Annotated in this window: 19 protein-coding genes, 1 pseudogene and 1 riboswitch; of the genes and pseudogenes, 12 read left to right on the forward strand and 8 right to left on the reverse strand. The window is 62.1% G+C overall.

Going from position 1 to position 21,639, the window contains the following annotated elements:
- Nucleotides 1-33: 33 nt before the first annotated feature.
- Nucleotides 34-897: a methyl-accepting chemotaxis protein gene (locus J3P91_RS16950; RefSeq protein WP_434605163.1), complete on the reverse strand. Its 864-nt coding sequence runs from the start codon at nucleotides 895-897 to the stop codon at nucleotides 34-36.
- Between the two features lie 39 nt (nucleotides 898-936).
- A pseudogene (locus J3P91_RS16955) lies at nucleotides 937-1,659 on the reverse strand (MCP four helix bundle domain-containing protein); the annotation flags it as partial.
- 178 nt (nucleotides 1,660-1,837) lie between these two features.
- Nucleotides 1,838-2,058: riboswitch (cobalamin riboswitch) on the forward strand.
- 97 nt (nucleotides 2,059-2,155) lie between these two features.
- On the opposite strand from J3P91_RS16955, the gene J3P91_RS16960 reads away from it, so the two are divergent.
- From J3P91_RS16960 to cobM, 4 genes are all read left to right on the forward strand, one after another.
- Entirely contained in the window at nucleotides 2,156-2,344 is a 189-nt protein-coding gene (locus J3P91_RS16960; protein WP_420764493.1) for a CbtB domain-containing protein, read from the forward strand.
- An 11-nt stretch (nucleotides 2,345-2,355) separates the two neighbouring features.
- Nucleotides 2,356-3,051, forward strand: coding sequence for a CbtA family protein (locus tag J3P91_RS16965; RefSeq protein WP_434601178.1), 696 nt, complete (start codon nucleotides 2,356-2,358; stop codon nucleotides 3,049-3,051).
- A complete protein-coding gene (locus J3P91_RS16970) occupies nucleotides 3,048-3,452 on the forward strand; it encodes a cobalamin biosynthesis protein (RefSeq protein WP_434573410.1) in 405 nt (134 codons plus the stop codon). Before J3P91_RS16965 ends, J3P91_RS16970 begins: the two co-directional genes overlap by 4 nt.
- A gap of 67 nt (nucleotides 3,453-3,519) precedes the next feature.
- The gene (cobM, locus tag J3P91_RS16975; protein ID WP_434601179.1) at nucleotides 3,520-4,266 is read left to right on the forward strand and encodes a precorrin-4 C(11)-methyltransferase; all 747 of its coding nucleotides are present in this window, start codon (nucleotides 3,520-3,522) and stop codon (nucleotides 4,264-4,266) included.
- A 320-nt stretch (nucleotides 4,267-4,586) separates the two neighbouring features.
- On the opposite strand, the gene nfuA is transcribed toward cobM, so the two are convergent.
- Complete coding sequence (nfuA, locus tag J3P91_RS16980; RefSeq protein WP_003182850.1) at nucleotides 4,587-5,171, reverse strand: Fe-S biogenesis protein NfuA; 585 nt, start codon at nucleotides 5,169-5,171, stop codon at nucleotides 4,587-4,589.
- A gap of 116 nt (nucleotides 5,172-5,287) precedes the next feature.
- Complete coding sequence (locus tag J3P91_RS16985) at nucleotides 5,288-7,579, reverse strand: fatty acid cis/trans isomerase (RefSeq protein WP_434601180.1); 2,292 nt, start codon at nucleotides 7,577-7,579, stop codon at nucleotides 5,288-5,290.
- 155 nt (nucleotides 7,580-7,734) lie between these two features.
- Between J3P91_RS16985 and metH the strand changes: the two genes are divergently transcribed.
- The 4 genes from metH (at nucleotide 7,735) to J3P91_RS17005 (ending at nucleotide 14,439) form a co-directional block, all read left to right on the forward strand.
- The gene (metH, locus tag J3P91_RS16990; RefSeq protein ID WP_434601181.1) at nucleotides 7,735-11,445 is read left to right on the forward strand and encodes a methionine synthase; all 3,711 of its coding nucleotides are present in this window, start codon (nucleotides 7,735-7,737) and stop codon (nucleotides 11,443-11,445) included.
- 96 nt (nucleotides 11,446-11,541) lie between these two features.
- The gene (locus J3P91_RS16995; protein ID WP_024781254.1) at nucleotides 11,542-11,760 is read left to right on the forward strand and encodes a DUF2970 domain-containing protein; all 219 of its coding nucleotides are present in this window, start codon (nucleotides 11,542-11,544) and stop codon (nucleotides 11,758-11,760) included.
- A 542-nt stretch (nucleotides 11,761-12,302) separates the two neighbouring features.
- A complete protein-coding gene (locus J3P91_RS17000; protein ID WP_434573404.1) occupies nucleotides 12,303-13,961 on the forward strand; it encodes a nitrite/sulfite reductase in 1,659 nt (552 codons plus the stop codon).
- Nucleotides 13,945-14,439 carry a DUF934 domain-containing protein gene (locus tag J3P91_RS17005; protein WP_305500286.1) on the forward strand — a complete coding sequence of 165 codons (495 nt, stop codon included), beginning with the start codon at nucleotides 13,945-13,947 and terminating at the stop codon, nucleotides 14,437-14,439. The genes J3P91_RS17000 and J3P91_RS17005 overlap by 17 nt, the downstream gene beginning before the upstream one ends.
- 194 nt (nucleotides 14,440-14,633) lie before the next feature.
- Here J3P91_RS17005 and sohB read toward each other — a convergent pair whose 3' ends face one another.
- Nucleotides 14,634-15,665 (reverse strand): protease SohB, encoded by a 1,032-nt coding sequence (sohB, locus tag J3P91_RS17010; protein WP_434601182.1) that lies wholly within the window; start codon nucleotides 15,663-15,665, stop codon nucleotides 14,634-14,636.
- A gap of 226 nt (nucleotides 15,666-15,891) precedes the next feature.
- Between sohB and J3P91_RS17015 the strand changes: the two genes are divergently transcribed.
- From J3P91_RS17015 to J3P91_RS17025, 3 genes are all read left to right on the forward strand, one after another.
- Entirely contained in the window at nucleotides 15,892-16,602 is a 711-nt protein-coding gene (locus J3P91_RS17015; protein ID WP_434601183.1) for a histidine phosphatase family protein, read from the forward strand.
- A 52-nt stretch (nucleotides 16,603-16,654) separates the two neighbouring features.
- Nucleotides 16,655-16,972, forward strand: a complete 318-nt coding sequence (locus tag J3P91_RS17020) for an SCP2 sterol-binding domain-containing protein (protein WP_434573401.1) — start codon at nucleotides 16,655-16,657, stop codon at nucleotides 16,970-16,972.
- Between the two features lie 150 nt (nucleotides 16,973-17,122).
- Nucleotides 17,123-17,986: a LysR family transcriptional regulator gene (locus J3P91_RS17025; RefSeq protein ID WP_305501220.1), complete on the forward strand. Its 864-nt coding sequence runs from the start codon at nucleotides 17,123-17,125 to the stop codon at nucleotides 17,984-17,986.
- Nucleotides 17,987-18,099: 113 nt separating this feature from the next.
- Here J3P91_RS17025 and J3P91_RS17030 read toward each other — a convergent pair whose 3' ends face one another.
- Entirely contained in the window at nucleotides 18,100-18,333 is a 234-nt protein-coding gene (locus J3P91_RS17030) for a YdcH family protein (protein ID WP_434573399.1), read from the reverse strand.
- A 217-nt stretch (nucleotides 18,334-18,550) separates the two neighbouring features.
- Between J3P91_RS17030 and J3P91_RS17035 the strand changes: the two genes are divergently transcribed.
- Complete coding sequence (locus J3P91_RS17035) at nucleotides 18,551-19,072, forward strand: DUF4142 domain-containing protein (protein WP_434573397.1); 522 nt, start codon at nucleotides 18,551-18,553, stop codon at nucleotides 19,070-19,072.
- A gap of 48 nt (nucleotides 19,073-19,120) precedes the next feature.
- On the opposite strand, the gene J3P91_RS17040 is transcribed toward J3P91_RS17035, so the two are convergent.
- Nucleotides 19,121-19,387, reverse strand: a complete 267-nt coding sequence (locus J3P91_RS17040; protein ID WP_434573395.1) for a hypothetical protein — start codon at nucleotides 19,385-19,387, stop codon at nucleotides 19,121-19,123.
- A gap of 93 nt (nucleotides 19,388-19,480) precedes the next feature.
- Nucleotides 19,481-21,592, reverse strand: a complete 2,112-nt coding sequence (locus J3P91_RS17045; RefSeq protein WP_434601184.1) for an ATP-binding protein — start codon at nucleotides 21,590-21,592, stop codon at nucleotides 19,481-19,483.
- Nucleotides 21,593-21,639 lie beyond the last annotated feature (47 nt).

The following is a 21,639-nucleotide window of genomic DNA, read 5'->3' on the forward strand; positions in this document are numbered from 1 at the left end:
CCTGTTCGCGCGGTATCCAGCTTCAACCCTATCTCAAATAACGAAGCGCGCCACCGTCGCATTCAAACCCACCGCCAGGCGCGACAGTTCGTGAGTGGCGTCGCTGGTCTGTTGCGCGCCGCTGGCCGATTGGGTCGCCAGGTCACGGATGTTCATCAGGTTGCGGTCCACTTCGCGGGAGACCTGGGCCTGTTCTTCGGATGCGCTGGCAATGACCAGGTTGCGCTCGTTGATCTGGTGGATCGACTGGGTGATCTGTTCCAGCGCCACGCCGGCACCACGGGCCAGTTCCAGGGTGCTTTGGGTGCGCTGGTTGCTTTGCTGCATCGACTGCACGGCCTCGCCGGTGCCGTTCTGGATGCCGGCCACCATTTTTTCGATTTCCTGGGTCGATTGCGCGGTGCGATGGGCCAAGGCACGGACTTCGTCGGCCACCACCGCGAAACCACGTCCGGCCTCCCCGGCCCGGGCCGCTTCGATGGCCGCGTTGAGGGCCAGCAGGTTGGTCTGTTCGGCGATGGCGCGGATCACGTCCAGCACCTTGCCGATGTCGCGCCCCTGGACCGCCAGGCCCTCGACCATCGCGGCGGTGGCTTGTACGTCATGGGTCATGGTCTGGATCGCATCGACGGTCTCCACCACTCGCGTGCGCCCTTCCCGGGCCGCCTGGGTTGACTGGTTCGAGGCTTCGGAAGTGGACACCGCGTTGCGGGCAACCTCCTCGACCGCGGCGGTCATCTCATTGACGGCGGTGGCCGCCTGCTCGATTTCGCTGTGCTGCCTTTGCAAGCCGCGGGAAGACTCCTGGGTGACGGCACTCAACTCTTCAGCGGCGGCGCCCAGTTGGGTGGCGGAACCGGCAATCTGCTCGATGGTCTGGCGCAGGCTGCCCTGCATGGCGCCCAAGGCCTGGAGCAATCGCGCAGGTTCGTCCTTGCCGTCGTCGATGATGACGGTGACCAGATTGCCGCCGGCTATGGTCCGGGCTGCTTCGAGCGCCCGATTCAGGGGGGTGACAATACTGCGGGTCAGGAGCAAGGCCAGCAGCACGGTTGCCAGCGCGGCGATGACCGAGACGACGATAATGCCGGTGATGGCGCTGCTGTAGTAGCCGTCAGCCTTGGCCGATGCTTCGCCGGCGCTGGCCACGTTGAACTCGATGAGTTTGTTGAGCTGTTCGCCCATCAGGTCGGTGCCTTCCTTGATCCGCGTATTGATATGGGCGCGCAGTTGATCAAGCTTGTCCTGACGCGACAGCTGGAGCATTTCCTGCTGGGCCTCGAGATACTTTGCAAGCGTCGCGGAAAAAGTCTTGTACAGCTCGGCCTCTTGCGGGGTGGCTGGCAGCGCCGCATAGCTGTTATTGGCCTTGTGCAGTTTTTCCACCAGCACACCGATGCGCCCGTCGGCCTCGTTCAGGCTGGCCGGGTCACGGTTCACCAGTATGCGAAACGAGAGGATCCGCATACGCAAGACGCTTTCCATCACACTGGCCAGATGGCTGACGCTGGGCACCTGGGTCTGTTCCATGTCCACCGAAGCCTGGCGAATGACGGACATGCGATTGGCGGCGAACACGCCGAGGACGACGACAAGCAGTGCGATGACAGTGAAGCCGAGAAAGGCTCGGGGGGCGATATTCAAACTGCGTAGGGACATGGGGAAGCCTCGGGTGATGGTCGAGCCTCCATGCCGCCAGCGTATCGTTTGGGATAATTGTGTGTACGCCTACCTCGTTATCGGCCTGACTTGCGGCTTTTGCAGGGCGAGATGAAAAATAATCCACCGCATCGGTGGCGCGAAGCCGCGATTGACGCCCCGGCCTCGCCCATGGTCTCCTGTCGGCCTAGTTACGGGTGCCCTTCACAGGGTGAAACGGGAAACCGGTGAATCGTGTGCTTTACTCCAAGGCCACGTCAGTCCGGTGCTGCCCCCGCAACGGTAAGCGAGCGAAGCGTCGAATCCACTGTGCCTTGGCATGGGAAGGTGACGCTTGCAGGCAAGGCTTTGGCCCAGCCCCTCGCGAGCCCGGAGACCGGCCCATGACTCAAGCTCAACAAACCCGCGGTGGGCGGGCGCTGTTCGAATTCTGGCGAGCCCTCGCCCGGGTTTTCATTGCGCTCGCTTCCCCGCCGACAAACCCGAGGGAAGCGCCATGTCGACCATCAGCAGCACCGCCCGCACCACCAGCAGCACTGTCACCCTGAGCCAGCGCCTGAGCGCGGCGGTCCTCGCCTCGATCCTCGGTGCGGGCCTGGTCTACTTCGCCGGTTTCTCCCACATCGAAGCGGTGCACAACGCGGCCCACGACACCCGGCACAGCGCCGCGTTCCCGTGCCACTGAGACCTGACGACATGATCAAGCGTATCGCCCGGACTGCCGGTTTCAGCGGGCTGCTGGCCGCCCTGCTGTTGACTCTTCTACAAAGCCTGTGGGTCTCGCCGCTGATTCAGCAAGCCGAAACCTACGAAAAGGCCCCGGCCAGCGAAGTCCATGAGCATGCTTCGGGCGCTGCCCACAGCCACGACGCCGAAGCCTGGGAACCGCAAGACGGCTGGCAACGCCTGCTCGCCACCACCGGCGGCAACCTGGTGGTCGCGGTGGGTTTCGCCCTGATGCTGGCGGGCCTGTACACCTTGCGCGAGCCGACGCGTACGTCCCAGGGCTTGCTTTGGGGCCTGGCCGGTTACGCCACCTTCGTCCTCGCGCCAACGCTTGGCCTGCCACCGGAACTGCCTGGTACGGCGGCGGCTGAGCTGGCCCAGCGGCAGATGTGGTGGATCGGCACGGCGGCGTCCACGGCGGTAGGCATCGCCCTGATTGCCTTCGGCCGGCAGTGGCTGCTGAAGCTGCTGGGTGTTGCGACGTTGCTGGTGCCTCACGTCATCGGCGCGCCGCAGCCTGAAGTCCATTCGATGCTGGCCCCCGAGGCGCTGGAAAGCCAGTTCAAGATCGCCGCGCAACTGACCAATGTCGCGTTCTGGCTCGCCCTGGGCCTGATCAGCGCCTGGCTGTTTCGCCGTGGCGCCCAGGCTCGCCACGACGCATGAATAGCGGGCCGATCCTGGTGGTCGGCCTGGGCTGCCAACGCGGTTGCCCGGCCAGTGCATTGCGGGCATTGCTTGAGCAGACGCTGCTGGCCCATGGCATTGCGCTCGATAATGTACAGGCCTTGGCCAGTATCGATCTCAAGCACGACGAACCGGGCCTGCTGGAGCTGGCCGAGCAATTGGCGCTGCCACTGACCTGCTTCACTGCCGAGCAGTTGGCGGGTTATCAAACCCAGCTCAGCCAGCGTTCCCGGGTCGCCTTCGAGCGTACGGGCTGCCACGGCGTCGCCGAAAGCGCCGCCCTTGCCCTGGCCGATCAACTGGGCGATTCGCCCGCGAGACTGCTGATTACCCGTCAGAAAAGTGCGCAAGCCACTCTGGCATTGGCGGCAGCTTCGTAACCCTCGATAATCGCCGCCGGAATCATGAGCGCTGCTCATGCAAGGCCCTTTTCTACAGGAACCGGTCATGACCGTTTACTTCATCGGTGCCGGCCCCGGCGACCCGGAACTGATCACCGTGAAAGGCCAGCGCCTGATCCACCGTTGCCCGGTGATCATCTACGCCGGCTCCCTGGTGCCGGCGGCCGTGCTCGAAGGCCACAGCGCCGAACAGGTGGTCAACAGCGCAGAGCTGCACCTGGAACAGATCGTCGAACTGATCAGGATCGCGCATCTGAACGGCCAGGACGTGGCCCGGGTGCACTCCGGCGATCCAAGTCTGTATGGCGCGATCGGCGAGCAGATCCGCTGCCTGCGGGAACTGGACATCCCTTTCGAAATCGTTCCGGGCGTCACCGCCACCTCAGCCTGCGCGGCCCTGCTCGGCGCCGAGCTGACGCTACCGGACGTGTCCCAGAGCGTGATCCTGACCCGCTACGCGGACAAGACCGCGATGCCCGCCGGGGAAGAACTCGCCAGCCTGGCGCAGCATGGCGCAACCATGGCAATTCACCTGGGCGTCAATCACCTGGAAAAAATAGTCGCGGAACTGCTGCCCCACTACGGCGCGGATTGTCCGATCGCAGTGATTCACCGGGCCACGTGGCCGGATCAGGATTGGGTGGTGGGTACGCTGGAGGATATCGCCGGGAAGGTCCAAGCCAAGGGCTTTCGACGTACGGCGCTGATACTGGTGGGGCGTGTATTGGGCAATGATGTGTTCAGCGAATCATCGCTGTATCGCGCCGGGCATGCGCATCTGTACAGGCCCTGACTCGTCGATATGGCTCAGTCGGAATCCCTTGTGGGAGCGAGCCTGCTCGTGAAAGCGGTGGATCAGCCGGCAACGATGTCGAATGTGCCGGCCCCTTCGCGAGCAGGCTCGCTCCCACAGGGATCGGCGGCGCCTCTAAGATGGCATGCTGACCCTAGAAGCTTTTGTGGCGAGGGAGCTTGCTCCCGCTGGACCGCGAAGCGGTCCCTTGGCGACTCACGCGTCAATCACGGAAGACGCGCGGGTTGCCTTGCGATTGCTACGCAATCGAGCGGGAGCAAGCTCCCTCGCCACAGTGTTCTGCGCGCAACTGGCACCTATCAGTAGTAGGCGTTTTCTTTCTGCGTGTGGTCGGTCACGTCGCGTACGCCCTTGAGTTCCGGGATGCGCTCGAGCAAGGTGCGCTCGATGCCTTCCTTCAAGGTCACGTCAGCCTGGCCGCAGCCCTGGCAACCGCCGCCGAACTGGAGCACGGCGATGCCGTCTTCCACCACGTCGATCAGCGACACCTGGCCGCCGTGGCTGGCCAGCCCCGGGTTGATCTCGGTTTGCAGGTAATAGTTGATGCGCTCGTTGACCGGACTGTCGGCGTTGACCATCGGTACCTTGGCGTTCGGCGCCTTGATGGTCAGCTGGCCGCCCATGCGGTCGGTGGCGTAGTCGACCACCGCATCGTCCAGGAAAGCTTCGCTGAACGAGTCGATGTACGCGGTGAAGCTCTTGAGCCCCAGCGCGGTATCTTCGGGTTTTTCTTCTCCCGGCTTGCAGTAGGCAATGCACGTCTCTGCGTACTGGGTGCCGGGCTGGGTGATGAAGATGCGGATCCCGATACCCGGGGTGTTCTGCTTGGACAGCAGGTCGGCCAGGTAATCGTGGGCGGCATCGGTAATGGTAATGGCGGTCATGGAAACTCCTCGCAGGCTTGCCGGCAGTTTACGCCAATCATCGCGCCGGACAAAGTCCCAGTATTTTTGTCAGGAAAGCAGCCGACCGCGCAAGGGCGCTCCGTCGGCTACTTTGCTCAGAGGTTCTGATAACGATTCATGTCCAGCACGCCCGCTTCCAAGGGGTCGGTTTGCTCGATGTATCGGCTCAGATCGTGGAAATACCGCCAGAACTGCGGATGACTGCGGCGAATCCCCCAGCGCTCGACGATTCGCTCGAAAGCCGCCGCATCCTGCGCGTTCTCCATGGCATCGACAAACGCCGGCACTTGCCCCGCCGGGATATCGAAAATGAAATTCGGATAGCTGCTGAGCACGCCCGGATAAACGGTCAGGGTGTCCAGCCCTGGCTGGTAGCGCAGCGCTTCACCCAGCAGGAACGCCACGTTGCTGTGGGCGCGGTTGCGCAGCAGGCTATAGACCTCGCGCCGACCGTCCAGGGTTTCGACGCGTAGCATCGTCGCTTCCGGCAGTTGGTCGATGACCCTGAGACCCGCCGCCGGACGCGACACCAGGCGACTCAAAGCCTGCTCGGCATCCTGCAGCGCCGGATCGATATTGGGACGCGAGCAATACGCTCCCGCACAGCGGTTGATCGGGTCGGGGCGCGCGTTCAGCTCGCCATAGCGAAGCAGCAACTGCCGGGCGAAGTCGCGCTTGGGGTCTGCTTCGTCGAGCTTGAGCGCAGTCGGCTTGTCGTCGTCGATGGCCTCGTAATCCAGCCACATCTTGAATTTCCCACCGGCCTGGTACCAGTCGTCGAGGTAACCTTCGCGGGAATCGGCCGGCATCAGGCGCAGGAAGTTCTGTTCCGCGCCGTTGCGGATCAGGTCGAAATACAGCCGGGTCTGGGCCTGGTGGGAGACATTGCCGAACACGTCGAAATTCACCGCCAGTTGATAATAGGTGCGCTCCAGCAGCGGGAAATCGAACAGCCACAGCGTCTGCGGCACCTCGCCAATCAGGCCCTTGGTGACCGCGGCGCTGTCGAAATGCCGGAAGATGCTCAGCAGCGCATTGTCATTTCCCGCCCACAGCGTCGACCAGCCCGGAGCCGGGAGCTCGGCGTAGCTGTCGCGGCGCAGGGCTTCGTACGCGTTGCGCTTGTCGCGGTAATCGAGCCACAGGCTGACGACGCTGCCGACGTCATCGTTCTGGCCCGGCATCGCCAGCAACGGCGTCGCCTGGCCGCGATAGTTGGGGTCGGTGATGTACAAGTCGTGCTCGGGTGCCTGGAACAACGCCCAGAAGTTATCGCGAATGACGTCCGTGGCGATCTGGCCCCGGCACACCGAGCCACGGATGAACGTGCGCACGAAATACTCGGCGTTATCGAGCATGAACTGATAGCGGGCCTGGGCCGGAATCGCCTCGAAGGTGGAAAACGGATTGGCCCGACGCTCCGGCCCGTAGCCCGGCAATGAGCTGACCTGCCAGTTACCGCTGTAAAACAGACTCTTGATCCGCGCAATCTTCGCCGCGCTCAAGCCGTAAGTGATGTGGGTCTTGTGGACGATCACCCCCTGCACCGGCCAGAGCCGGTAATAGATGCGGGTGCCGGGGTCGTCATTCGGACGGCGAGTGTTGATCAGGTCGATCGGCTGGCCGGTCGGCGTGCGCGAGCGCACCCACTGGAAGAAATGCCCCGGCTCGCCGCCCTTGAAATAGATGTGGGCCAGGAAGAGGTGCTCGAACAGCCAGCGACCGACCAGGCTTTCCCGGGCGCCGGGGGCATTGAGCAGGTTTTCCCACTGCACCACCTGCAAGGCTTCGGCGGCGCTTGGCGCCAGGGCCTGCTGGTCGATGGGCGCGCCGGCGGCCAGCCAGCGCTGTAGCGTCTGGTATTGCTGGTCGGTCAGGCCGGTGACGGCCAGAGGCATGCCTTCCTTGGGATGAACAGCCGCGTAGGCGTCGAATTGGTCCGGCGTCGGGCAACTGTTGTCGCGGCTCAAGCCCAGTACGATGTCTTCCGGCAGCTTGGCGTTGGGCTGCAAGGGCGTGTTGTGTCCCAGCTCGAGCATTTGCGCCATCAGTGCCGCCTGGCTGCCCTGGGCATCGATGACCGAGTAAAAGCCCTTGCGCTGCCAGGCCCGTTGGCCGGAGGCATCATAGAACAGGCGGGTCGGGTCGGCGGCCTGGCGGCGCTCGCCGTCGTACACCGGCAGCTTGCTCGCCCCCCGCAGCGCACCTTCGCCGCTGCCCAGGTTCAACTGGCAGGCGGAGTCGTAACAGGCATGGCAGGCCACACACTTTTCCGTGAAGATCGGCTGGATGTCACGAGTGTAGGAGATCGCGGGAGCGGGATTCCCGGCGGCTGCGCTAGAAGACAACAGCAGCAACAGACTGCCGAACAAGACGCGGTACGGCATGTCTCGGGTTCCTGGAAAATTATCCGGCGATTCTACCGGGCCAGCATGGCCTTGCAAACATGAGCGATATTCATGCAAAAGCCCTCCATGATCAAATCCTGCACAGGTTTGCTATCATTCCGGCCTTCGTAATGGTCTTTTTTCCAGGTAGTCCTATGTCTGATCGCAGCGCTCGCCTTTATCTTCTCCAGCAGGCCCTCAAGGAACGCATCCTGATCCTCGACGGCGGCATGGGCACGATGATCCAGAGCTACAAGCTGGAAGAGCAGGACTACCGTGGCAAACGCTTCGCCGACTGGCCGAGCGACGTCAAGGGCAACAACGACTTGCTCGTGCTGACCCGCCCCGACGTGATTGGCGCTATCGAAAAGGCCTACCTGGATGCCGGCGCCGACATCCTCGAAACCAACACCTTCAACGCCACCCAGGTGTCCCAGGCCGACTACGGCATGCAGGGCCTGGCCTACGAGCTGAACCTGGAAGGCGCGCGCCTGGCCCGCAAGGTGGCCGACGCCAAGACCCTCGAAACCCCGGACAAGCCGCGCTTCGTCGCCGGCGTGCTCGGCCCGACCAGCCGCACCTGCTCGCTGTCGCCGGATGTGAACAACCCCGGCTACCGCAACGTGACCTTCGACGAGCTGGTGGAGAACTACACCGAAGCCACCAAGGGCCTGATCGAAGGCGGCGCCGACCTGATCCTGATCGAGACCATTTTCGACACGCTCAATGCCAAGGCCGCGATCTTCGCCGTGCAAGGCGTCTATGAAGAGCTGGGCCTCGAGTTGCCGATCATGATTTCCGGCACCATCACCGACGCCTCCGGCCGCACCCTCTCCGGCCAGACCACCGAAGCCTTCTGGAACTCGGTGGCCCACGCCAAGCCGATCTCCGTCGGCCTGAACTGCGCCCTCGGTGCCAGCGAACTGCGCCCGTACCTGGAAGAACTGTCGAACAAGGCCAGCACCCATGTGTCGGCGCACCCCAACGCCGGCCTGCCCAACGAATTCGGCGAATACGACGAGCTGCCGGTGGACACCGCCAAGGTCATTGAAGAATTCGCCCAGAGCGGCTTCCTCAATATCGTCGGGGGTTGCTGCGGCACCACCCCGGCGCACATCGAAGCTATCGCCAAGGCCGTCGCTGGCTATGCTCCACGGCAGATTCCCGAGATTCCCCGGGCGTGCCGCCTGTCGGGCCTGGAACCGTTCACCATCGATCGCAGCTCGTTGTTCGTCAACGTCGGCGAGCGGACCAACATCACCGGCTCCGCCAAATTCGCCCGGCTGATCCGCGAAGACAACTACACCGAAGCCCTGGAAGTGGCGCTGCAACAGGTCGAGGCCGGCGCCCAGGTGATCGACATCAACATGGACGAGGGCATGCTCGATTCGAAGAAGGCCATGGTGACCTTCCTCAATCTGATCGCCGGCGAACCGGACATTTCCCGCGTGCCGATCATGATCGACTCCTCCAAGTGGGAAGTCATCGAAGCGGGCCTCAAGTGCATCCAGGGCAAGGGCATCGTCAACTCCATCAGCATGAAGGAAGGCGTCGAGCAGTTCATCCATCACGCCAAGCTGTGCAAGCGCTACGGCGCCGCCGTGGTGGTGATGGCCTTCGACGAAGCCGGCCAGGCCGACACCGAGGCGCGCAAGAAGGAAATCTGCAAGCGCTCCTACGATATCCTGGTCAACGAGGTTGGCTTCCCGCCGGAAGACATCATCTTCGACCCGAACATCTTCGCCGTCGCCACCGGTATCGAAGAGCACAACAACTATGCCGTGGACTTCATCAACGCCTGCGCCTACATCCGCGATGAACTGCCCTACGCGCTGACCTCCGGTGGCGTGTCCAACGTGTCGTTCTCGTTCCGCGGCAACAACCCGGTGCGCGAGGCGATCCACTCGGTGTTCCTGCTGCATGCGATCCGCGCGGGCCTGACCATGGGCATCGTCAACGCCGGCCAACTGGAGATCTACGACCAGATCCCGGTGGAACTGCGCGACGCGGTGGAAGACGTGATCCTCAACCGTACACCCGAAGGCACCGACGCCCTCCTCGCGATCGCCGACAAGTACAAGGGCGACGGCAGCGTCAAGGAAGCGGAAACCGAAGAATGGCGCGGATGGGAAGTGAACAAGCGCCTGGAGCACGCGCTGGTCAAGGGCATCACCACCCACATCGTCGAGGACACCGAGGAATCGCGCCTGTCCTTCGCCCGCCCGATCGAAGTGATCGAAGGCCCGTTGATGGCCGGCATGAACATCGTCGGCGACCTGTTTGGCGCCGGCAAGATGTTCCTGCCCCAGGTGGTCAAGTCCGCCCGCGTGATGAAGCAGGCCGTGGCGCACCTGATTCCGTTCATCGAAGCGGAAAAAGGCGACAAGCCAGAGGCCAAGGGCAAGATCCTGATGGCCACGGTCAAGGGCGACGTCCACGACATCGGCAAGAACATCGTCGGCGTGGTGCTGGGGTGCAACGGCTACGACGTGGTCGACCTCGGCGTGATGGTGCCGGCGGAGAAAATCCTTCAGGTGGCCAAAGATGAGAAGTGCGACATCATCGGCCTGTCCGGCCTGATCACACCGTCCCTGGATGAAATGGTGCATGTGGCGCGGGAGATGCAGCGCCAGGACTTCCACCTGCCGCTGATGATCGGTGGCGCCACGACCTCCAAGGCCCATACCGCCGTGAAGATCGAACCCAAGTACAGCAATGATGCAGTGATTTACGTCACCGACGCCTCCCGCGCCGTGGGCGTGGCGACGCAGTTGCTGTCCAAGGAGCTCAAGCCGGCGTTTGTCGAGAAGACCCGCCTGGACTACATAGACGTGCGCGAGCGCACCTCCAACCGCAGCGCCCGCACCGAGCGCCTGAGCTACCCGGCGGCCGTGGCGAAGAAGCCGCAGTTCGACTGGAGCAGCTACCAGCCCGTCAAGCCGACTTTCACCGGCGCACGGGTGCTGGACGATATCGACCTGAACGTCCTGGCCGAGTACATCGATTGGACGCCGTTTTTCATTTCCTGGGACCTGGCCGGCAAATACCCGCGCATCCTCACCGACGAAGTGGTCGGCGAAGCGGCCACCGCGCTGTACGCCGATGCCCGGGCGATGCTGCGCAAGCTGATCGACGAGAAACTCATCAGCGCCCGTGCCGTGTTCGGCTTCTGGCCGGCCAACCAGGTGCATGACGACGACCTGGAAGTCTATGGCGACGACGGCAAGCCACTGGCGCGCCTGCATCACCTGCGCCAGCAGATCATCAAGACCGACGGCAAGCCGAACTTCTCCCTGGCCGACTTCGTCGCACCCAAGGACAGCGGCGTGACCGACTATGTCGGTGGCTTCATCACCACCGCCGGCATCGGTGCCGAAGAAGTCGCCAAGGCCTACCAGAACGCCGGCGACGACTACAACTCGATCATGGTCAAGGCCCTGGCCGACCGATTGGCCGAAGCTTGCGCCGAATGGCTGCACCAGCAGGTGCGCAAGGAGTATTGGGGCTATGCCAAGGATGAGCGCCTGGACAACGAGGCGCTGATCAAGGAGCAATACACCGGCATCCGCCCTGCCCCCGGTTACCCGGCCTGCCCGGATCACACCGAGAAAGCCACCCTGTTCCGCCTGCTCGACCCCGAGGCCAGCGAACTGAAAGCCGGACGCAGCGGCGTGTTCCTCACCGAACACTACGCGATGTTCCCGGCGGCGGCGGTCAGCGGCTGGTACTTCGCCCATCCCCAGGCGCAGTATTTCGCCGTGGGCAAGATCGACAAGGACCAGGTCCAGAGCTACACCGCGCGCAAGGGCCAGGACCTGAGCGTGACCGAACGCTGGCTGGCGCCGAACCTGGGCTACGACAACTGATCAGGCGCCTCTGAAAAGATCGCAGCCGAGGCGCGCTGCGATCTTTTCCCCGGGGTTGTCTATGCTTGTCCCAAACCCATGGCAGACGAGGGATTTATGGACGATCCAGTCGACAACAAGCCGCCGACCCTGTTGCAGATGATGCACAGCGTGCTGGCCGCCGCTTTCGGCGTGCAGAGCGGCAAGAACCGCGCCCGGGATTTCACCCACGGCAAGCCGAGTCACTTCGTGATACTGGGAATCGCGTTCACGGTGATCTTCGCCTTGACCCTGTTTGGCATCGTCAAGCTGGTGGTGCATCTGGCGGGGTTGTAAAAATAGCCAACGGCACCCCGCCCCATGTGGGAGCGAGCTTGCTCGCGATGGCGATGTGTCAGTCGACCTCATGGTGACTGAACCACCGCCATCGCGAGCAAGCTCGCTCCCACAGTTTTCACCACCAGGGCTACCGTTTATTGATGACTGACCCAGAACACCGCCGTGCCCACCACCAGGATAATCAGGAACAGAATGGCCCAGGCATCAACGGTACTGTCGCTTTTCCTTGCTTTGGTCGGATTACTCATTGCATCGCCTCTTGTCGGTTTTGTAGGTGATTGCATAGGGACTCGACCACAGTTAAGACGATGATTGCCCGTACGACAAATGTGGGTTAGCCAATAATCGAAGGCATTAGTCGATTTGGTTCTTTACATATACTCAAACATCACTTTTGCGCATAACTCAAAACAGGTATCTTGCACCGGCTCCTCTAGGAGTGCGCGGCCGTGCGCGCAGAATTGCCGAGGCAGAACCCGATTTCAGCGAGCCAACCTGCAGCTGTTTCTGATCGGCCCAAGCCTGAGAACGAGACTTATATGTACGTATATGACGAGTACGATCAGCGGATCATCGAGGACCGCGTCAAGCAGTTCCGTGATCAGACCCGACGCTATCTGGCAGGCGAGCTGAGCGAAGAAGAATTCCGCCCTCTGCGCTTGCAGAATGGCCTGTATATCCAGCGCTTCGCCCCGATGCTGCGCGTGGCGGTGCCTTATGGCCAACTGACCTCGCGCCAGGTGCGCAAGCTGGCCCAGATTGCCCGCGACTATGACAAGGGCTATGCCCATATCAGTACCCGGCAGAACGTCCAGTACAACTGGCCTGCCCTGGAAGACGTGCCCGAGATCCTGGCGGAACTGGCCACCGTGCAGATGCACGCGATCCAGACCAGCGGCAACTGCCTGCGCAACGTGACCACCGACCAGTTTGCCGGCGTCGCGGCCGACGAACTGATCGACCCGCGCCCATGGTGCGAGATCGTTCGCCAATGGACCACGTTCCACCCGGAATTCGCCTACCTGCCGCGCAAGTTCAAGATCGCCATCAATGGCTCGACCTCGGACCGCGCGGCCATCGAAGTCCATGACATTGGCCTCGAAGCGGTCTACAACGCCGCCGGCGAGCTGGGCTTCCGCGTGCTGGTGGGCGGCGGCCTGGGGCGTACGCCGGTGGTCGGCGCGTTCATCAACGAGTTCCTGCCATGGCAGGACCTGCTGAGCTACCTCGACGCCATCCTGCGGGTGTACAACCGCTACGGGCGTCGCGACAACAAATACAAGGCGCGGATCAAGATCCTGGTCAAGGCCCTGACGCCTGAAGTGTTCGCCGAAAAGGTCGAGGCCGAAATGGTCCACCTGCGTGGCGGCCAGACCACCCTGACCGAAGCCGAAGTCCATCGCGTGGCCAAGCATTTCGTCGACCCGGCCTACAAGGCGCTGGACAACCAGGACGCCGAACTGGCCGCCCTCGACAAGGAACACCCGGGCTTCGCGCGCTGGCGGACACGCAACACCCTCAAGCACAAGAAACCGGGCTACGTCGCGGTGACCCTGTCGCTGAAGCCGACCGGTGTCGCACCGGGCGATATCACCGACAAGCAGATGGACGCCGTGGCCGACCTGGCCGACCGCTACAGCTTTGGCCAGCTGCGCACGTCCCATGAGCAGAACATCATCCTGGCGGACGTTGAACAGAGCCAGTTGTTCACCCTGTGGGGCGAGCTGCGCGAGCAAGGCTTCGCCACGCCGAACATCGGCCTGCTGACCGACATGATCTGCTGCCCGGGCGGGGATTTCTGCTCGCTGGCGAACGCCAAATCGATCCCGATCGCCGAATCGATCCAGCGCCGCTTCGACGACCTCGACTACCTGTTCGACATCGGCGAGCTGGACCTGAACATTTCCGGCTGCATGAATGCCTGCGGTCACCACCACGTCGGTCATATCGGCATCCTCGGCGTGGACAAGAAAGGCGAGGAGTTCTACCAGGTCTCCCTCGGTGGCAGCGGCAGCCGCGACGCCAGCCTGGGCAAGATCCTCGGCCCGTCGTTTGCACAGGACGACATGCCGGATGTGATCGAGAAGCTGATCGACGTGTACATCGAACAACGTACCGAAGACGAGCGTTTCATCGACACTTATCAACGTATCGGCATCGACCTCTTCAAGGAACGCGTCTATGCAGCGAATCATTAAGAACAACGAGGTCATCGACGAAACCTGGCACTTGCTGCCCAAGGACGCGACCTTCGATGGCATTTCCAACTGCGACGACCTGATCGTGCCTCTCGCCCTTTGGCGCGACCATGCCCATGCGCTCAAAGCCCGTGATGGCGGCCTGGGCGTGTGGCTGGATGCCGACGAAGAAGCGGAAGAAATCGGCGATGACGCCAATCAGCTCCAAGTCATTGCACTGAACTTCCCGGCCTTCACCGACGGGCGCAGCTACTCCAACGCACGCCTGTTGCGCGAACGGTATGGCTTCAAGGGCGAATTGCGCGCCATTGGCGATGTGCTGCGCGACCAGTTGTTCTACATGCGCCGCTGCGGTTTCGACGCCTTTGCCCTGCGTGCCGACAAAGACCCCTATGAAGCCCTCGAAAGCCTCAAGGACTTTTCGGTGACCTACCAGGCGGCCACTGACGAACCGTTGCCACTGTTTCGTCGTCGCTGATAGTTGAAGTATGAAAAAGCCCTGATCCGGGTGTACCGGGTCAGGGCTTTTTGTTGGTCTCGACTTCGAAACCTCTGTGGGAGCGAGCCTGCTCGCGAAAGCGGTGGATCAGCTTGCATCCATGGCGAATGCACCGCCGTCTTCGCGAGCAGGCTCGCTCCCACAGGGGACAATGTTGGTGCGACTTCAGTGGATTACCAGAACCGCTGCTGCGTCAGGCGGCCCCACCAGCTCAGCAGCACCCGGTCCACCGAACCGCTGGCCGCCATGCCGATGCGCTCCTGCAGGCTTTTGCGTTCGGCATAGTGCAGGTGATAGAGCTCGGCACCCTTGGCCCGTTCGGCCAGGTATTCATCGCTGGTCTTGAGCTCGTCCACCAGCTGTTTCTCCAGCGCGGCGACACCGAGCCAGACCTCGCCGGTTGCCACTTCATCGATAGCCAGCTGCGGGCGGTAGTTGGACACGAAGTTCTTGAACAATTCATGGGTGATGTCCAGGTCTTCCTGGAATTTTTCCCGGCCCTTCTCGGTATTCTCACCAAACACCGTCAATGTGCGTTTGTACTCGCCGGCGGTCAGCACTTCGAAATCGATGTCGTGTTTCTTCAGCAGGCGATTGACGTTGGGCAATTGGGCCACGACGCCGATGGAGCCGAGGATTGCGAACGGGGCGCTAATGATCTTCTCGCCGATGCACGCCATCATGTAGCCGCCGCTGGCTGCAACCTTGTCGATGCACACCGTCAGCGGCACGCCGGCCTGGCGGATCCGCGCCAGTTGCGACGAGGCCAGGCCGTAGCTGTGGACCATGCCGCCACCGCTTTCCAGGCGCAGGACCACTTCGTCCTTCGGGGTCGCCAGGGTCAGCAGCGCGGTAATTTCGTGACGCAGGCTCTCGGTGGCGGAAGCCTTGATATCGCCATCGAAGTCCAGCACGAATACCCGGGGCTTGGCCGCCGGTTTGTCTTTCTGTTTCTTCCCAGCCTTCTCGGCCTTGCCTTCGCTCTTGCGCAGCGCCTTGAGCTGGTCCTTGTCCAGCAGCGTCTGCTCCAGACGCTCACGCAAGCCCTTGTAGAAATCGTTGAGCTTGCTGACTTGCAACTGCCCGGCCGACTTGCGCCGTCCCTTGCTGCGCAACGCAGCAAAACTGGCCATGACCACCAGAATGGCGATCACCAGCGTCACCGTCTTGGCCAGAAAACCGGCGTATTCGACAAAAAACTCCACAGCGACTCCTTAAATGCAATGCGCCACTGAACGCAGGCGCGTAACGGTCCCAGCATACCCATGCGCCTGCCCCGCTGCCAGCCATGAAACCTGCTGTTACCGTAACGCGGGTGAGTCCGGACGGGCCTGTAACGGTCATTTCAAACGAGCGTATGTTTTTTCGTTGACAGCCCTCCGCCATCCTCATAACCTCGCCAAACCTTCAACGTACCGGGATGACGCGGACGTGGGCAGCATTTATCTGATACGACATGGCCAGGCCTCCTTTGGTGCGGATGACTACGATGTCCTTTCGCCCAATGGCATACGCCAGGCCCAAGTGCTCGGCGGCCACCTGGCGGAGCTCGGCATCGTGTTCGATCGCTGCCTCTCGGGCGACCTGCGTCGCCAGCAGGACACCGCTATCGGCACGCTGGGCGCGATGTCCGCTGTCGGGCTGCCGGTTCCCGAGGTGGAAATCGACGCGGCGTTCAACGAATTCGATGCCGACGCGGTGATCCGCGCGCTGCTCCCGGACATGCTGCCCCAGGAGCCCGAAGCGCTGCATATCCTGCGCAACGCGGCGCAGAACCGCGGAGAGTTCCAGCGCATTTTTGCGTTGATCGTCGAACGCTGGCTCAGCGGCCAGTATGACCCGCCCGGGCTGGAGAGCTGGCTGGGTTTTGTCGAGCGGGTCCAGGCCGGCCTGCACCGCATCCTCGAAAAGGCCGACAAGACCCACAAGATCGCCGTGTTCACCTCCGGCGGGACCATCACCGCCCTGCTTCACCTGATCACCCAGATGCCTGCCCGGCAAGCTTTTGAGCTGAACTGGCAGATCGTCAACACCTCGCTCAACCAACTGAAATTCAGAGGCCGCGAGGTGGCCCTGGCTTCCTTCAACAGTCATGCGCATCTGCAACTGCTGAAGACCCCGGACCTCATCACCTTCCGCTGAGGCCGGATTACTTGCAGACCCTTGCTGTACCACTCAAATAAGGATCGAAACAATGACCTCCGTAGCCGACGCCGTAAAAGCCATGCAAGCCAAGTTCAACCCAGCCGCCGCTGCCGGCCTGGACCTGGTATTTGGTTTCAATATCACTGACGAAGACAAGCAGTACGCCCTGATCGTCAAGGATGGCACCTGCGACATCCAGGAAGGCGCGAACCCCGACGCCAACTGCACGCTGGTCCTGGATAGCCAAACCCTCAAGGATATCGTCAGCGGCGAAACCGACGGCATGCAAGCCTTCATGGGCGGCAAGCTGCGCGTTGAAGGCGACATGATGCTGTCGATGAAGCTGTCCGAGCTGTTCCCTTCCTGAGATCGGGTCGCGCCCTGGCTGTAACCAGATCCCGCCCTTGTGGCGGGATTTTTGTTTTTCGCGAGCAGGCTCGCTCCCACAGGGATGAGGATGGTATCGGATAGCTGGGCCAGCTCTTACAATGCCCGCTCCACCCGCTTCGGCCCGACCATGGACATCGACCTCGCCCGTACCTTCCTGGAAATCGTCCGCCACGGCAGCCTCGCCGCTGCGGCGCAAAAACTGCACGTCACCCAGACGGCGATAACCGCCCGGGTCCAGAAGCTCGAAAGCCAGCTCGGCTGCGCGCTGTTCGTGCGTAACCGTGCCGGTGCGCGACTGACCGCCGATGGCGAAGCCTTCGTGGTCTACGCCAACCAGCTCGTACAGACGTGGGAGGCCGCCCGCCGCGACTTGCCGTTGCCTGAGGGTTATCGCAATGTCTTGCATCTCGGTGGCGAGGTCAGTTTGTGCAATCCCCTGATGCTTGCCTGGGCGGGGGAGCTGCGCCAGAAAATCCCTGGCCATGCCCTGCGCATGGACATCCGCGACGGTGAAAAACTCTTGCAGCAACTGGAGCTGGGTCTGCTGGATGCGGCGGTGGTCTATCAGCCTGAGTACTGGCCGCGATTGCAGGTGGAGCAGTTGCTGGAGGAAAAACTCATCCTGGTGCGCCTGGCCGCTCGCCCCGAGCCCTACGTGTACATCGACTGGAGCGCGGACTTCCGGCGCCAGCACGACACGGCGCTTCCGGACAAGGCCAAGGCCGCCGTGACCTTCAATCTCGGTCCACTGGCGTTGCAATATATTCTGGAAAACGGCGGTAGCGGCTACTTCCGCACCCGGGTCGTGCAGAGCTACCTGGACAGCGGCATTCTGGAGCGGGTGCCCAAGGCGCCGGAGTTCAACTACCCGACCTACCTGGTGTATTCCAGGGACCGCGATTCGGCGGCATTGCAGCAGGCGTTCGAGGTGCTGCGGGGGATCGTCAAGGCTGGCAGTGACTGGTCCCAGCGTTGGGATCCGCTGGGCTGACAGATCAGGATGGGGCCGCTTCGCGGCCCAGCGGGAGCAAGCTCCCTCGCCACACAAGCGCTTACTGTCAGAAGGCCCTTTGCAGAACAAAGGGCCCGTACAACCTGGTTGGACTACGCCCGCATCAATTCGGCGATCTTGTCCTTGGTCTGCAAGCGTTCTTTCTTGAGTGTCTCCAAAGCAGGATCGGACAGCGTGACGGGCGGCTTCTCGGCATTCACGACCTCGGCGTCGATTCGCGCATACTTCTTGAGCAATTCGTCGAGCGTCGGATCCTCGCTACGCTTTTGCTGGATGTGGTCTTTTGTGCAATCAAGATCCTGGCAAAGATCATGGGACACCGGCATGGAGCACCTCCTTTGGTTGGTTCGGTGGCGAGTGCTTTTCATGGCACTGCCTGTCACCAGCATGGCCTTGCCGGTCGGCTTCTGTCGACCGCCAATCCGACCAGCGGCGACCGTTCGTCGTGCCGCGCCGCGCTCCGATCAAACCTTCGGCCCCTTCCCGCTCTCCATTGAACAGTGACCACAAGAACACTCGTACAACCTGTGTGGAGACTTACCTATGGACAGATTTACCCTGCGTCAACTCGGCCTGGCAGTTGCCTTGAGTACCAGCATGGGCATGGCATGGGCCGCGACGTCCAACGACTTTGTCGATAACGCGGCGGCCAATGGCATAGCGGAAATCGAAACCAGCAAACTGGCGCTGCAAAAAAGCCAATCGGCGGACATCAAGGAGTTCGCCAACAAGATGATCACCGACCACACCAAAGCCAACGAAGAGCTGAAGGCGCTGGCGCAAAAACACGACATCGAAGTACCGGATGACACCACGCTGATGAAAAAGGCCAAGGCCAAGATTCTCGATGTGCGTGACGAGTCCTTCGACCCAGCCTTCGCCAATAACCAGGTGATGGCCCATGAAGAAACCATCGCCCTGTTCAAGAAGGAAGCCGAGACCGTCACCGACGATAAGAAGCCCGGCAATACCGAACTCAAGGCGTTTGCCCAGAAAATGCTGCCCGACCTGCAGCATCACCTGGAAATGGCCAAGAAGCTCCAGGCCGCGCATCCTAGTAAATAATGCAGCACGCATGAAAAAGCCCGACCATCGAGTCGGGCTTTTTGTTGGCTAGCTGTCGGCGGTATCGATGTCGGCGTCGGTCTTGTCGCCGGGGCCAGGTCGATCCGGCTCTGGCTTGAAGCCAGGGCTGTAGGTGTTGTCGTTGTCCTGGTGATGTTGTTTCTGATCGACCTCGCTGGCAGCGCTGTGAGCCTGGTGCGTTCCAGCCGGACCGGCGGGCGGGTTGCCCGGCGCTTGGGGATCGACGGCCGGATCGTTACGCGAAGACTGGGTCTGCGTCTGGCCTTGTTGCTGGGTATTTGCAGGATCGCTCATTGGACACCTCGTTCATGACAGGGCCGGTTCAATCGACGGCCTTGGTTATTCGAAGGTGGCAAGGCGGCTGGGTTCCATTCTTTTGCAGCATGCTCAGCCGCCCAGTACCGACCTGACCATCCGGGTCAGCGCATCCGGGCTATAGGGTTTACTCAGCAGATGGGTGTCAGGACTCAACTGATGATTGCGCGAGATGATGTCGCGGGTGTGCCCTGACGTGAACAACACCGGCACCGGCGGGGACTGGACCTTGGCCCAGGCGGCCAGGTCGGAGCTCTTGATCAGCCCGGGCATGACCACGTCGGTGAAGATCAGGTCGACCGAGATGCCCTCCAGTAACAGTTTCATGGCCTCGTCGCCATTCGCTGCGGTCAGGGTCCGATAACCCGACAGCTCGAGCAATTCCACCGAGGCACTGCGCACGTCATCGTTGTCCTCGACCACCAGGACGGTTTCCTGCAAGCCCGACTGATGCGTGCGGTGGTGCGTCTGCTCCTCCGACTCGGGCCTATGGCTGCGCGGGAAGTACATGTGCACCTGGGTGCCTTCTCCCGGATGGCTGGAAATCTCGATATGGCCGCCGCTCTGCTTGACGAACCCGAACACCATGCTCAACCCGAGTCCGGTACCGTGGCCGTCGGTCTTGGTGGTGAAGAACGGCTCGAAAACCTGCTTGAGGACTTCAGGCGCCATGCCCGCGCCACAATCGGTCACCGACAGCCGTACGTAATCGCCAGCCGCAACACCTTTACCGGCGCATGATGACTCATCCAGTGCGATATTCTCGCCAATCAGGCAGATAGTCCCTTCGCCGCCCATGGCATCGCGGGCGTTGATCGCCAGGTTCAACAGGGCATTTTCCAATTGGTTGCGGTCGACATGGATGCACCAAGGCTCATCCGGCAACGCCACCTCGATCCGGATGGTTTCCCCCAGTGCCCGTTGCAACAATTCGCCCAGGCCATCGTAGATGCGCCGTGGGTTGTAGACGGCCGGGGACAAGGGCTGGCGCCGGGCAAAAGCCAATAGTTGCGATGACAGCTTGGCGCCTCGCTCCACGGCTTCGATGGACGCCCCGACCCGCCGTTGCACGTTGGGATTGTCGGGTTCGTGGCGAGCCAGCAAATGCAGGTTTCCACCGATCACCTGGAGCAGATTGTTGAAGTCGTGGGCCACGCCCCCCGTAAGCCCGCCGATGGCCTCGAGCTTCTGCGATTGGCGCAACTGTTCTTCAGCCGCCAGCCGCGCCTGTACTTCATCGGCGACGCGTTGTTCCAGCTCGCGGGTGAACTTGAGCAACGACGCTTCGGCAGTCTTGCGCTCATTGATGTCGATCAGCACACCGGGAAAACGCAGGGGCTTGCCCAACGCATCGAACTCGCAGCGGCCGCTGGCCAGCACCCAGAGGTATTCGCCCTCACCACGGCGCACACGGTATTCAGCGCTGTAGGGCGCGCCCGTGCGCACCGTCAGGTCGACACGTTGCTCCACGTCGGCAAGATCATCCGGATGGATGCGCTGGCGAGCGATCTCGATGGGCAGTGCATCCAGCGAACATTCGGACGGATAGCCGAACGTACGGGCGAAACGCTCGTCGCCGGACAGTGTGTCGGCCGGGATATCCCAGACAAACGAGCCCAGCAACGGCCCGGCCGAAAGCGCCAACTGAATACGCTCGTTGACCGCACGGTAGCTGCGTTCCGCCTCTTGTCGGGCCCGCTCGCTGAGCACCAGTTCGGTGGTTTCCACGACGATCGCCAGGACGCCAGCCGGCGAATGATCATCGTCGGGCACCGGGCTGTAATAGAGGTCCATCCAGACGTCTTCGGGCTTGCCGTCGCGCAGCAATACCAGTTCCTTGCTGCGGTAGGACAAGGTGCCGCCAGCCAGGCACACGTCGAGTACATGGCGATTGAATTCAGCGACTTCCGGCCAACCCAGCTCCACCGCGCGCCCCAACAGGTACGGGTGACGGCCACCGGCAAACTCGGCATAGGCATCGTTATAAATCATGAAGCCCTGGCGGCCCCACAACATGACCATCGGCAAGGGCGAAGCCAGCATCAACTGAACAGCGCTGCGCAGGCTGGCGGACCAGTGCTCGATCGCGCCCAGATCGGTGCGACTCCAATCGTAGGCCCGGATACGTCGGGCCATCTCACCGTCCCAACCGGGACACCCGTTACTCTGGGATAAGAACTTCATGGAACGACTCTCACCTCAAACTACCAGCAGGGAAGCGGCATACCACA

The sequence above is a fragment of the Pseudomonas sp. Z4-7 genome, from assembly GCF_051131965.1.
Lineage (GTDB): Bacteria > Pseudomonadota > Gammaproteobacteria > Pseudomonadales > Pseudomonadaceae > Aquipseudomonas.